The sequence below is a fragment of the Streptococcus cameli genome, from assembly GCF_053207365.1.
This window is the reverse complement of record NZ_JBRUIM010000003.1, coordinates 160831-174561: the sequence shown is the minus strand read 5'-3', so window position 1 is coordinate 174561 and position 13731 is coordinate 160831. Positions and strand designations below refer to the sequence as shown.

Annotated in this window: 7 protein-coding genes; 2 read left to right on the top strand and 5 right to left on the bottom strand. The window is 41.7% G+C overall.

Annotation, left to right across the window (positions count from 1 at the left end):
• Genes ACVR1I_RS07595 through ACVR1I_RS07585 form a run of 3 tightly spaced genes read right to left on the bottom strand, consistent with a single transcriptional unit; the run spans nucleotide 1 to nucleotide 10743 of the window.
• On the bottom strand, nucleotides 1-9435 hold the full coding sequence (locus ACVR1I_RS07595; protein ID WP_447443420.1) for a DNRLRE domain-containing protein: 9435 nt from the start codon (nucleotides 9433-9435) through the stop codon (nucleotides 1-3).
• Complete coding sequence (locus ACVR1I_RS07590; protein ID WP_447443419.1) at nucleotides 9419-10048, bottom strand: hypothetical protein; 630 nt, start codon at nucleotides 10046-10048, stop codon at nucleotides 9419-9421. Before ACVR1I_RS07590 ends, ACVR1I_RS07595 begins: the two co-directional genes overlap by 17 nt.
• Complete coding sequence (locus tag ACVR1I_RS07585; RefSeq protein ID WP_447443418.1) at nucleotides 10045-10743, bottom strand: class B sortase; 699 nt, start codon at nucleotides 10741-10743, stop codon at nucleotides 10045-10047. The genes ACVR1I_RS07590 and ACVR1I_RS07585 overlap by 4 nt, the downstream gene beginning before the upstream one ends.
• Nucleotides 10744-11223: 480 nt before the next feature.
• Here ACVR1I_RS07585 and ACVR1I_RS07580 point away from each other — a divergent pair, with 480 nt between their 5' ends.
• Both ACVR1I_RS07580 and ACVR1I_RS07575 read left to right on the top strand, forming a co-directional pair.
• Nucleotides 11224-11403 (top strand): helix-turn-helix domain-containing protein, encoded by a 180-nt coding sequence (locus tag ACVR1I_RS07580; protein WP_447443417.1) that lies wholly within the window; start codon nucleotides 11224-11226, stop codon nucleotides 11401-11403.
• 90 nt (nucleotides 11404-11493) lie between these two features.
• The gene (locus ACVR1I_RS07575; RefSeq protein ID WP_447443416.1) at nucleotides 11494-12540 is read left to right on the top strand and encodes a tyrosine-type recombinase/integrase; all 1047 of its coding nucleotides are present in this window, start codon (nucleotides 11494-11496) and stop codon (nucleotides 12538-12540) included.
• Nucleotides 12541-12596: 56 nt separating this feature from the next.
• Here ACVR1I_RS07575 and rpsI read toward each other — a convergent pair whose 3' ends face one another.
• Both rpsI and rplM read right to left on the bottom strand, forming a co-directional pair.
• Nucleotides 12597-12989 carry a 30S ribosomal protein S9 gene (rpsI, locus tag ACVR1I_RS07570; RefSeq protein WP_447443415.1) on the bottom strand — a complete coding sequence of 131 codons (393 nt, stop codon included), beginning with the start codon at nucleotides 12987-12989 and terminating at the stop codon, nucleotides 12597-12599.
• A 20-nt stretch (nucleotides 12990-13009) separates the two neighbouring features.
• Complete coding sequence (rplM, locus tag ACVR1I_RS07565) at nucleotides 13010-13456, bottom strand: 50S ribosomal protein L13 (protein WP_307122738.1); 447 nt, start codon at nucleotides 13454-13456, stop codon at nucleotides 13010-13012.
• Nucleotides 13457-13731 lie beyond the last annotated feature (275 nt).

Below are 13731 nucleotides of genomic sequence, written 5' to 3'. Positions count from 1 at the left end.
CTATGGACTTACTTCAAAATTCGGAGATTTTTTCAAAATCTGCTTTGCATACTTTATATGATACGTTGTTATATTACCAGTAGTTCTATCCAAACCAACGAATTCATATTTCGTAGATTTTCCAGTCCCACCAATCTTCTTAACATAACCGTTCATCTCTGGAATATAAGTACCATTCTGGATAACATTATTTGCATCGTCCAAATATTGCTGAATAGAATAACTTGACTTTTTGTGTGCATTCGCAACTTGCTGTCTGTGTTTGTTATAATGGTTATATAGCTCACCAGATTTAAATGTTCTAACTTTAGGGATGCTTGGTTGCCCTAACCAATTCGTATCAACGCCATATATCGGTTTCCCATAATAATTTTGATAGCCAACATAAGCAGAGTAGGCCACTGCAAAACTCTTACCGGCTTCAAATAGATTGCCTGCTGACACTACAAACGGTGCTATCTTTTTCTCAAGGTTCGTTGCTGGTGTTCCATCCGGTCGACGACCTGTTTTTCTGATCGAGTCGTAGATATTGAGATAATGGTACTTGTTCAATTCCGCAATGTGGGCAGCTTGTTTCGCATCCTCTTTTGCCTTCAGCTCACGGTAACGCTTCATGACAAACTGGTCTTCAAGCAACTGTTTTGGACTCCGGACAATATAGCCATAGCCAGTACCTTGATAGCTATGTTGAGCACTAATGAGACCTTTGTATTTCTTCGTCAACTCCTCATAATCCAGTTTGTTGACTTCCTTCTTAAAGGATTCGCTCACTGTGGGTTTAGTGGTAGCTTTATCCTTAGCCTTAGCAGTCTTCGGATTGCACACATGCTTCAATGTCTCAGCTAAGGCTTTACCCCAGTTACGGAACAAGTTCTTGCCTTCCCGGGTCTTCGGTGTGGTCTTGAGACCTGTTGCTTGGCGGTATTCGTCTCGAATATGTTGCTGACGGCGTTGCTCGGCTTGGGCTCTAGCTTGAGCCTGTTGTTGTTGAGCATAAGCATGACTGCTACTTGGAGAGTGGTATCCTCCGCCATAACCGCCTGATGAGGCGTGGTAACTTGGTGCAGGGTGATAGTTATTCCACTGCTGAACTGCCCAGTTCTTGACATGGTTAACTTGAGTGCCAACCCAGTTAACAGCCTGACTGACCTTGGTGCCTACCCAGTTCACGGCATGGGATACTGCACTCTTCACCGTATTCCACGTATTTGTCGCAACTCGCTTCACTGTATTCCAAGTGTTGCTTGCTGCTTTCTTCACTCCATTCCAAGCTTTGCTTGCTGCCTTCTTAATACTCTTCCAGAAGTGTCCGCTTGGGTCGGTGTAGTTGACTGGGTTATTGTGGACATAGCTGTAGCGATTCTGACTGAGCGGATCGGTTAACTCACCTTGGTAGGAATCCTCGGTGAGGAAAGTTCCAGCCTCACTATCATAGTAACGAGCACGTAAATAGTCAAGTCCTGTGACATCACGGGCTTCACCATTGTAGGCAAATGGGTTGCCTGTAGTGTCTGTGCTTTCCTTGGTTGAACCGTAGAGGTTGTAAGAGCTTGAAGCGACTGATTGACCATCCTGAACCAATCCTGTGACAGAACCTGCTTGGTTGGTCAGGTAATCATAACTCTTATCTGTCTGATTGTCAAGATAAGAACTTCTGCCATCTCCATAGGTGTAGGTGTCCTTAGCTTTCAGCTCACGGTCATAGGTCTGAAGGACCTCGGTGTGTTCCCGATTGACATCGTTGACGTAGTTTCGCTCTTCGTAGTAGTGGAAAGTGTCTTCTCTCGTGGTGTAAGGGATGAGGACATCCTTGACCTGTGAAGCGTAGGTCACTTCCCCCTCACCTGGCAGGTTACCCAGGCTTGGTGGGTTGACCACTAGCCCTTCGTCGTTAGCCCTGTCCTTAGCCACCTTCTTATGATAGGCGGTAGACACATCATCGAAGATGTCGTGCCAGATACTTCCGACTGTCTGTGGCAAGGCAGACAGGGATTGAAGGACATTCTGGCTAAAGCCATACCAGAAGAGAGAGTGCTCTTCTCCATTTGGCGAGGTATAAGGAGATTTCCTCTTGCTCTGACGCTTGAAGAGTTGGTAGGTATGCTTGCCTTCCTTACGGCTGGCGGTAAATACTCGGTTGTCATCTCCGTCATAGAGGGCTGCCATGAGAAGACCATCCTTGTCCTTGACCGCAAGGAGACGGTTCTCCGTATCGTAGATGTAGTCTAGCTTCTCGTCCTTCTTCTTAGAAGAAATTCGGTTCCCATTCTTATCGTAGGTGTAGGCCGTGGTACCTTCCTTATTCTCAAGTTTGACTAGACGGTTATTATCATCGTAGGTAAAGGTTGTCTGCTCTGTCTTACCCGCTACTTCTTCTATACTGGTCAGCTTGTTTCCAGCCAGGTCATAAGTGTAGGAGAGTTTGGTCAGTTCCTTACCTGCCTTATCAGACACCGTCATGGTCTCTACTTGACCTAGGGTATCGTAGGTGTAGGCTTGAACAAGGGTTTCGCCGTCCTGCTTGATGGTTTCCTTAGTGATGTAGCCCCCATCGTCATACTCATAGGCATAGCTGGAAATCAGCTTGTCCTTCTTATCCACATGGCGGATCTCCGTCACACGGTGGGCCTTGTCGTAGGTCAAGAAACTCTTGGTCCCATCCCCACGTTTGATGGCAGTCATGTCCCCTGCTTCGTTGTAGGTGTAGGTCGTTTTCTTACCTTTAACATCCGTCACAGAGGTCAATCGGTCCAGATCGTCATAGGTGTAGGACACCTTGCTTCCGTCTGGGTAGGTCATTTGGCTGATATTCCCAAAATCATCATACTCATACTGAATAAGGCTACCATCTCCTTGACGGACACCGGTAACTTCACCTTCTTGATTGGTCTCGTAGTTGGTCGTGCCTGTCAGGTCACTCATGGACACACGGCGTCCATCCGCATCATAGGCATAGAGAACTTGACCATCCTGCTTTTCAGAGTAATCTACCTTGAGCAGTTGGTCTAGCTTGTTGTAGTCATAGGTAATGGTCTTCCCATCTGCCTTGGTAACTTTTTCTAACTGGTTATTAACATTATAAGTAAAGGTTTCTTTAGTACCAAGACTCGTCATCCGTTCAACGACATTGGAGAGTTGGTCATACTTGTAAGTTGTGACCTTACCATTGCCGTTGGTGACAGAGGTGACATTGCCCACACCATCATAGGTGTAGCTAGAGGTTGAAGCCTTCTCACCTGACCCTTGAGTAGCTTTCACTAGCTGGTCTTTAAGGTCATAGGTGTAGGTTTTGACACGCTTGCTTCCTGATGTGACAGAAGTCAAGTTGCCATTACCATCATAGGTCATAGTGGCTTGACCGCCTGCTTCATCTGATACCTTGGTGACATTGTTGTCGTGGTCATAGGTATACATGGTCAATTGACCCGCTGTGTCACTCTCACTGGTCAAGCGATTCAAGCTATCATAGGTCCGTTTGGTCACCTGACCGAGCGGATTTTTCTCTTCTAAGAGATTGCCATTTGGATCATAGGTGTAGCTCGTTTCCCGTTTACCATTAATGGTTTGCTTCGTGAGTTGACCGACTGGGTCATAAATTGAGGTAATTTCACGTCCTGTTGGAGTTTTAACTGTCTTGAGTTGGTCAAGGGTTGTGTAGTCGAAGGTCGTAGTCGCTCCTGAAGGCTGAATCAGCTTCTCAAGGTTACCTGCCTCATCATAGCTATACTTGGTCTCAAGATCAAGAGCGTTCTTAGCGGTTAAGAGACGACCTACCTTGTCATAGGTATAGCTGTTGCTTCTATCGGATTGGTCGGTTTCCTTGGTTAGGTTACCAGCCACATCATAGGTATAGGTCTTGGCGAGGCCTTGAGGACCCGTTTGCTTGGACAAACGACCCAATGCATCATAGCTATAGGTAAACTCTGCCTCATTTGGAAGTGTCCGTTTGGTTGTCCGGCCATACAGGTCGTTGGTGTAGGTGGTAATATGGCCGTTGGCATCTTTCTCTTCAGAAAGACTACCTGTGCCATCGTAGCTATAAACCGTTTCACCACCTGTTGGACGCTTCATGCTCGCCACACGATTGAGGACGTCATAAGTATAGATCGTGGTATGACCTTCACCTGTTGTTTCACTCAAGCGATTTCCTACTGCATCATAGGTAAAGGTTTGCTTAGCACCCGTTGGTGCGAGTGTTTCAATCACTCGTCCGAGTGGGTCATATTTAAAGGCTGTCGCTTGACCATTCGAATCAGTATAAAGGACTAACTGCTGGTTGGCATCATAGCCATAAGAGCTAGAGTGATCGTTGGCATCAGTCACCTTAGAAAGATTGCCCAAAACATCATACTCATAGGTGAGTTTGTTTCCCTCAGGATCTGTTTCCGTCACAACACGGTTTAAGGCATCATACTTGTATTTTGTCTCACGCTTGAGGTGGTCAACTGTTTTAGTCAGATTGCCATTATCATCGTAGTGATAGGTCTTGGTCTTACCTTCTTGGTCGGTAGAGGTTGCGACATTGCCCATGACATCATAGGTAAAGGTTTCACTTGTGCCATCCGCATACTCTACCTTGGTGAGTTGATTGTCACTGTCATAGCTATACTTAGTCACTTGACCGAGGCTATCCGTTAATGTGAGACGGTTACCTACTTTATCGTATGTATACGACTCATTTAGATCTTGATTGTCCTTCTTCGTAAGAACACGGTCAGCTGCATCATAAGTATATTCTGTGATTAGACCACTTGAATGGCTTTGTTTGACGAGACGGTCGAGAGCATCATATTCTTGGGTTACACTTGAACCATCTGGAAGGAGGACTTCTTTTAGTTGAGCTGTTGGGGTATAACTCATCTTGGTCGTATGACCATTTGCATCGACCACTGCAATAGGATGACCTAAGGCATCATAAGTATATTTAGTCTTCCCACCAAGAGCATCCACTTCTTCTAGTAATTGCTCCATTTGGTTGTATGCAAAGGTTGTTTTATTTCCCAACCCATCTGTGACACTCGCGACTTGGTTTTGTCCTGTGAAGGTGCTGGAGGCTGTGTAGCCTGCGGCATCTGTCACGCTATTTTGATTTCCATTGGCATCATAGGTCATGCTTGTCTTATGACCTAAAGCATTAGTCGTCGCAACGAGACGACCTGCAGGGCTATAGTCATAGGTTGTCTTTTTGCCTAAAGCATCTGTCATAGACAAAATATTGCCCATCGCATCCAGTTCATAGGTTACTTTTGTACCATCTGGATAGGTGATACTTGTTACATTACCAGCCACGTCATAAGTATAGCTAGTTGTTTTATCTCCTTTGTTTTCAGTCAGTGTATTTCCGACATTGTCATAGGTATAAGAAATTGTTTCTCCAGCTTCATCCGTGTATGATAGGACACGCCCCATGATATCGTAGGTGGTTTTCGTATTGGTACCACTTGGATAAGCTACAGCAGTCAATTGACCCGATTTATCATAGGTATTCTCTGTTACTTGACCAAGAGCATCTGTAATCGTCTTGACAGCTTGATTTCGGTCGTCATAGGTCAGATGATTTGTATTACCTGCTTCATTTGTCCGACTCAAGATACGCCCTAAGGCATCACGCTTATACGTAATAGTTTGACCTAAAGCATCGGTCTCTATCAAGAGACGACCACGGCTATCATAGGTATAAGTTGTTTTATGACCTTCCGCATCTGTTATGAAAAGCTGATTACCGACACCGTCATAGGTATAGCTGTAGTTGCCTCCCTCACCATTAGAAGCACCAATCTTACGACCAAAAGCATCATAACTAAAGGTTGTAGTGTTGCCGTTTCCTTCTGTTACGCTAATGACTTGGCCTGCTTTGTCAAAAGTTTGGACCGTCCCAACGCCATCCGCATCCTTCTCACTCAACTGACGACCTTCTGCATCGTAAGTAAAGGTTGTCGTTCCACCACGAGGATTGGTGACTCCTGTCACCTGATTATGGGCATTATAAGATAGAGTTGAAACTCCACCTAAAGGATTGGTGATTTTAACAAGTTTTGCGCCTTCATAGGCAAACGTCGTCTTAGCCCCTAGTGCATCAGTTGTAGAGGTAATACGCCCCTGTTTGTCAACTGTATAAGAGATGCTAGAGCCATCTGGAAGAGTTGTCTCAATGAGATTTCCTTTTCCATCATAACGATGCTTGGTCTCTTCTCCACCAAAGTCTCTCACAGATAAAAGATGATTCTTATCATCATAAGTGAACGTTTTAACGGCACCATCAAAACGAGTCTCTGTTAAGACATTCCCGTTTTTATCATAACTATAACTGGTCGTTTGACCCAATTCATTGGTTTCACTCGCTAGACGATTCTCCGCATCGTAGGTCTTAGTGATGCTGGTACCATCTGGATAGGAAATACCTGTTGTTCGATAAAGATCATCATAAGTATAAGTCGTCTTGTTACCATTGGCATCTGTGGTTACCGTTTGCCCTTTGCTATAGGCTAGGGTTGAAACTGCACCTGTACCATCTGTCTGCTTGGTAACACGACCTTCATCATCATACTCGTTTTGGATGATTTTTGTTCCATTACCATCATACCAAGCTGTCATGAGCCCCTTATCATCATACTCATAACGGGTTGGAACTCCCGTAGCATCTGTATAAGTAATGAGGTGCCCATTATCATCGTACTCATACTTAAGAGTTGAGCCATTTGGCACCTGAATAGAGCCAATGTAGCCGTCTTCGTTATAAGTAAGACCAAATACTAAACCTGTAGGAGATGTAATCTTGGTTAGCTGGAAGTTCTCGTTATAATCAAAAGTTGTTTTATTGCCTTTTTCATCCGTTTGACTAATTAATAGTCCGTGGAAGTTAAAGACTTTTTCTTGGTTATCTGTGTCGGTAATGCGATACTCTTTGACATCATATTTTTCTTTCTCATCACCGCCGAAATCACCATCTTTGGTTTCAACGGTCTTAACCTCAAGATTTAAGTCATAACCAGCAGGAGCTAGATACTTATCTCCATCTTTGGTAAATTTGAGAATAGAGCCATCTGTACGAGTATAGTACAGATTTTGATCTTCATCGCTAGACAGTTGTTCATTAAAAGCAAAAGACCAGCCACGACCAAACAGACTATTGACTCCCGCTGCTTTTGAATTATAGAAACGAGTAATCTCAAAATCTCCTTCAAGATCAGGAATCGTTACATCCGTACGATCGAGATAGAAATTTCCTGTATTGAGATTGATCGGTTCAAAACCAAACTCACAGTGGAGACCACGCCCCATTAAAAGCATATCCACATCGGACTTAGTCTTATTATTAAGGGTAGGTGGATTATAGGGTTTATTGGCATTCTTTTTAGGATTGCGGATAAAGAGGGTATTATTTTTAACAACCAGCATATCCTGAATGCGGTTATCAAAGGCAATTTGTTTTAGTGGAACACCATAGTAGGACGCAATCTTAGGAAGTGTATCATACTGAGTAACCTTATAAATCAGGAAAGTATCACTCTTTTTCTCACCGCTACTTTGCCCATCTTTTTGACTGAGTGCATCAATCGTATAGACCTTATTCAGTTCAGGTTCTGTAAATGGCACTTGGGTTTGCCAGTTAGACAGCTTATCCTTATATTTTGTTGTCCCTTTTTCAAAAGCTGTATCAAAAGGACCACTATCTGGATACTTATACGAGAAACTAGCAGGACTCTCGCCCTTGTAATTCTTGGAAGCTTCACTTAGCTTATAGCTCACTTGCGCTCCTGGGGTTGTCAAACCATCCGCAAAAACACCTTGGAATTGGAGCTTTCCTTTTTTATCGGTCTTCACCATGGCTCGAAGGTTAATAGTGGTATTCCCAATTGGATAGTTCACATCTACAGGATCTGGTACAGACCAGTTGATCGTCAGACTTGGAGCCTTATCTGGCGTAAATCCTCCTTGTGCCACATTATTAACATTAGCTTCTGTAGTATAGAAGCCTGCACCATAGTCATCCTCACGAGTAGCTTTAACAACCAGACCATAGTTTGGCATTAAGCCTTGAACCCAGTTATTCACCGTCTCTCGTATATCAAATTTATGAAAACCATTTCTCTGAGGACTGAATGCATTTTGACCTGCAATTTCATCCTCTAATTGGGATGAGCTAAGCCAATCAATTGTATTAATATTAAAATCTTGTTTAAGATAATACACTCCAAATGTTGCATTTGCAGTCCCCATACCATTAGAATACTGATATAAGTTTAGACTAGCACTATCTATCTTGGCTTCTTTAGGTATATTATTAAAATCATAATTGACTTTAAAATACATTCGTGAACGGCCAATGTCTCTTACTCCAGGCATGCCCATATTCGCAGAATCAATATAACCTACAAAGCCATATGCATTACCTTGGAAAGTTCCACGAACAGAGCTAGTGACTACATCTAGCAATTTTTCACGAGGAATAGTAACTGTTGGGTCAATTCGGACTGGATATCGGCGTTCTGGTGCGGTAAGCCAATCTTTACTAGCTGTCACCGTCACTTCATAAGATTTACCTGCCTCTTTTAAACCCAAGGTCAAAGCAGTACTCGTTTCACCTGCATTATCAACCATCATAGGTGCTGTCAGAACAAATAAGATGTTGGACTTCCCTTTTTCTCGAACGAGTATCTGATTGTCTTCAAGAGAAACATCGTAAGTTCCAGCATCTAATCCGTAGGTAAAGGAATTTTTACCTCCCCACTCTGCCAGAACAATTTCTTCTTTCACACCATTAGACTGAACTGTGTATTGGACATCGGTTTTTCCATCAACGTTGTTATAGAGAATAGCATTAGACTCCACTGTAGGCTGGTCATATGACTTCTCAATAGGATAGAGGGAGATCTTTTCATCCTTATGAATGATATCAATTGGAGTATCTTCTTTAACTTCGCTAGGAAGTACTACACCCACTGGAGATTCCTTAGGTAAATAATAATGTTGCCCATTGGCATGATAGGAATAAAGAGACAAGTCAACTGGAACTTCAACCCCATCTTGGTCAATGTAGGTCTTAATCTCACTACCAATATGCGTCACAAAATGTGTCTCATCAACACGAAAAAGCTGTTCTTGTCCACTAACAGCTACTGGCTCTCCATATTGGGCTTTTAACTCAGCTTCCGCATCGCTTTCTTCTACCACCACTTTAGGCTGTCGGATGGCATCTCCTTCTTCTTTGGAAGAAGGTGTCGTTTGTCCAGAAGTACTTGTTGCTTCACCATCATTCGCATTATCAGATCCAACTACTTGGCTACTCGCATCTGTTACAGCATTTTGATAGTCTTGTTGGGCTTGACTCTGCTCAATAGCTTGAGTAATTTCCTCCGCATAGATAAGCGGGCTATTCCCCAGTATGATACTGAATAACATAAACCAATTGAGGCATTTATGGAGTCTTTTCATGAGATTTCTCCTTTGTGAGATAGATGAAATAATAAAGTATTGCTATTAATATAAACGAATCTACTACGGACACTAGTACATTACCTACACTTGGAATCCAAATAGTCAATCCCATTGTGATAGATAGGAAAAAGATAGATAGTATACTAGGTAACCAAAGTATACTTCTTCGTCCACGGATAGATAACTGTCTATGTAGACTTACCAAACAATAACAAAGGGCTATTTTTAGTAACATCTGTAACATGGTCGAAACCAACCAAATCCCCATCTTAACATCTGTATAGGTAAAAGTTGTATAGTCATATAAGAGCTGACCAATACCTCCAACTACTAAACCTATCATCACAGTAGTGAGCAAATAGAATAAAACTAGCTTCTTTAATCGTGGATCTGAACAATTGGCTCTGTAAAACCACATCCCTATTGGAGCAATTAACAGTATCCCTACTATCAATAAAATGAAACTCAAGAGTATCAAAATAGGAGACCATCCGATATCCGTTGCCCAAGAAGTCACACCTCCTGTCAGCAACAACCTCTGTCCCACTCCTAATAACAAAAGCCCTATCGCTAATCTCCAAAATCTGGTTTTTTTCTCTGTTAGTTTCATGTGTCTGTCCTTTCTGTGACAGTCTTCAACCGTGCAGTCACCACATACCGATAAGCATCATTTACAGCATCGCAGGTTGATAAGATTAGGAATCGATCCTTATCTATATTGGTTTCTACAGGTCGATACAAACCACCATAGGTTGTCGCTCTCTCCTTGAGAGTGGATACATACTGGATCATCCCTTCCTTACTATCCAGTTGAAAGGTATGATAGAGATGATCATCTGTGTAAGGATGAGCTGCCATTATTTCATATTCATAGTGATGAGTCAGAGTATCAATCCTTATCAGGGTATCGTCCTTAAAAAACTGCTGGTCCGCCAAGTAATCCAAAGAACCAAACATGGAATCATCCGCCATGGCGTGACCATAAATAATGGTTACAGGATCATCGAAGGTTTTAGTATTCACCAACTCTGTAAAAATCGCACCATAGTAGGTCTCATTTCCATCTAAATCATGAGATAAATAGTAACGATCATCTGCTGGGTGTTGGGCGACAGGATAATCAATTTTGGTCCCATCAACTCTTAACCAAGCATAGACATCTGGATTTTGATGAAACAGCTCCATCTTCTTATTGTGATAAGCCCTCTCACCCACATCCTCTTCTAAACGTGATAGATAGTAAAAACCAGATAGACATATAGCTACTACAACTACCACCCCTAAGCATTTGAACAATTGCTTCATAGTATTCTCCTATGTCACAATTATAGCAAAACTTTACTATTATTGTAAATAAGCATTAACAGTGAATGATAGATACTACAAAACAAAAGATACATCTTTATACTTTTTATTCCTTCACTATTTTCTTTACCAAAAAAATTGGCTGGAATCAGATTAGATCGTGTCGCGTGTAAAATTGTAACAAAAGCGTTAGGACATAATAGGGAAGAAGAATTCCCAGAATCTTACGCTTACAAGTTGATTCAAACCTAGTCTAGAATAAAACTTTACTAACCATTTAACTCCAAAGTATACTCAGAACTCAAGTGTATAATATAATCTTTTAATTGACTCAATGGACAATCATTAGAAAATACTCCCGTTTCTAGCTTGCTAGACTAAGACGGGAGTATTTTTATATATGACATACAAAATTTCAAAAATGGCGATTCTTGATTCATTTTCTGGCATAATGAAAACGAACATAGAAAGAGGTCTTTTATGGATAACGCACCTTTGTTGCTCACACGTCAGCAAGCTTCTGATTTTCTAGGTATTGATCCAAAATCATTCGACAAGTACATTAGAAGCCATCCTGATTTTCAATGCTTCATGGTTGGAAAGCAAGAACGATACTTGAAAAGTTTTCTAGTCACATTTGTTGAAAATCACTGTGTGTAGCAATCAATGATTGATAAAATCAGATTTTTCATATATCCTATATGTGACTAGTCTATTTTATCAATCATTTTTACTAGAAAGGCTGATAAAATGGCAACAATCACAAAACGTGGAAATTCTTTCCGTGCAACTGTATCACTCTATAAGAAAGGAGAATACAAACGAGAAACCAAGACATTTAACAATAAAAAAAATGCCGAACTCTGGACGCTAGAAATGGAACTTGAAAAAGGGCGTGGCAAGAATATCGCTGAACGCTCTACCCTATTTACTGATTTTTACCGAAACTGGGTTCATACGGTTAAGAAAAATGATGTTCGTAAAGCTACTTTTATAAATTATAAACGAACTCTTGTAGTGGTTGATAATCTCTTTGATGGAATTCAGATTAAACATCTTGATGACCTCATCATGCAAAAAAAGATTGATCAATATGCTGAAACTCACTCTAAGAAGACGGTAAAAGAACTTGTGCTAAAAATCCGTGGTTCGTTGAAATATGCTTATGCTCGTGGACTTATTACAAATGATTTTGGTCACCTACTCAAAGCAAAAGGACAAGAGCCTCCAAAACGGAACATTCCACTATCCATTACGGAGTTCAAAAAACTCAGGCAATATTGCCTAAGTCATACAGAGGATGAATTTAATATTCTTGTAGCTCTTGCTCTAGAAACGGGTGCTCGTCGAGGAGAACTACTTGGAATTAAGAAAGAAGATATTTTTGAATACGGTGTCAAAATTCTTCGCTCAATCAGTCCGACAAATGATGATACTAAACTCAAAACAAAACATTCTAAGAGAGAAATCTCTATTAATAAAGATGTTTACCAAGCTTTAGTGTCGCTCGCCAATAAAAAGACTGATTATGTTTTTGATTGGAATGGATTTCGACAAGCAAGTCAGCTTCAAAAATTACTCAAGCAATTGGAGTTGACAAAAACAACATTTCACGGATTGCGTGATACACACGCTTCATTTCTATTTTCTAAAGATATAAGTTTAGATTACATTTCTCGCCGTCTAGGTCATAACTCAATTCTCACAACTCAACAATATTATCTTGAACTGATGCCAGAAAAAAAGCACCAGCAAGATGCTGATGCTTTAAGTCTCTTAAACGACTTATCACTATAATTAACACCAACTGACACCAAAAAGTGTCTGTAAACGTTGGTATAATAAGGTTTTGATTAACGTTTTGAGAATTGTGAAGCTTTACGAGCTTTCTTAAGACCTGGTTTTTTACGTTCAACCATACGAGCGTCACGTGTAAGAAGGCCAGCGCGTTTCAATGAATCGCGGAAGTCTGGGTCTACTTGCAAGAGCGCACGCGCGATACCGTGACGGATCGCACCTGATTGACCAGCGTAACCACCACCTACAACGTTAACGAAAACGTCGTATGAACCTTCAGTTGAAGTAACTGCGAAAGGTTGGTTGATGACCAAACGAAGGTCAGCGTGTGGGATGTACTCTTCTACATCTTTTTTGTTAACAGTGATTTTACCAGTACCTGGAGTCAAACGAACGCGTGCAACTGCGTTTTTACGACGGCCAGTACCTGCATATTGTGCTTGTGCCATGTTTTATGTGCTCCTTTCTCTTAGATAAGACCTGAGATATCAAGTACTTCTGGTTGTTGTGCAGCGTGAGTGTGCTCAGCTCCAACAAAGACTTTCAATTTCATGCCTTGTGCACGTCCAAGAGTGTTGTGTGGAAGCATGCCTTTAACTGATTTTTCAATCAAGCGAACAGCGTTTTTAGAACGCAACTCACCAGCAGAGATTGATTTCAATCCACCTGGGTGCATTGAGTGAGTGTAGTAGATCTTGTCTGTTGCTTTTTTACCAGTCAATTTCACTTTCTCAGCATTGATAACGATAACGAAGTCACCTGTATCAGTGTGTGGTGTGAAAGTTGGTTTGTTTTTTCCGCGAAGTACGCTAGCAACTACTGCAGAAAGACGTCCAAGAGGTACATCAGTTGCGTCAACAACGTACCATTTGCGTTCAACTTGGCCTGGTTTAGCCATAAAAGTTGTTTTGTTCATGATTTCTCCTATACGAATTCGTTTTTGTTTACGGGTGGTGGGTGTTCCGTCCCACGCAAAGGTATTTGGAAGGTTCCGGGGCCTTTCAAATGGGGTAAACAATACCGTCTACTATCATACCAAAAAAACAAGCCCACCGTCAAGCGATTTGAGCCTGTTTTTTCTTCTTTTTTTTATGAAAACGAAATCCTTTTTCCACCTCTCTTGTAGGAGACTGGATTTAACATAATAAACGACAGTTCACGAACAACAAACGGGATATCCTGTGACTCTTC

Bases quoted from the DNA above. Each gene is read 5' to 3' on its own strand.
- ACVR1I_RS07595 (WP_447443420.1), bottom strand. From the start codon at position 9,435: ATGAAAAGACTCCATAAATGCCTCAATTGGTTTATGTTATTCAGTATC.
- ACVR1I_RS07590 (WP_447443419.1), bottom strand. From the start codon at position 10,048: ATGAAACTAACAGAGAAAAAAACCAGATTTTGGAGATTAGCGATAGGG.
- ACVR1I_RS07585 (WP_447443418.1), bottom strand. From the start codon at position 10,743: ATGAAGCAATTGTTCAAATGCTTAGGGGTGGTAGTTGTAGTAGCTATA.
- ACVR1I_RS07580 (WP_447443417.1), top strand. From the start codon at position 11,224: ATGGATAACGCACCTTTGTTGCTCACACGTCAGCAAGCTTCTGATTTT.
- ACVR1I_RS07575 (WP_447443416.1), top strand. From the start codon at position 11,494: ATGGCAACAATCACAAAACGTGGAAATTCTTTCCGTGCAACTGTATCA.
- rpsI (WP_447443415.1), bottom strand. From the start codon at position 12,989: ATGGCACAAGCACAATATGCAGGTACTGGCCGTCGTAAAAACGCAGTT.
- rplM (WP_307122738.1), bottom strand. From the start codon at position 13,456: ATGAACAAAACAACTTTTATGGCTAAACCAGGCCAAGTTGAACGCAAA.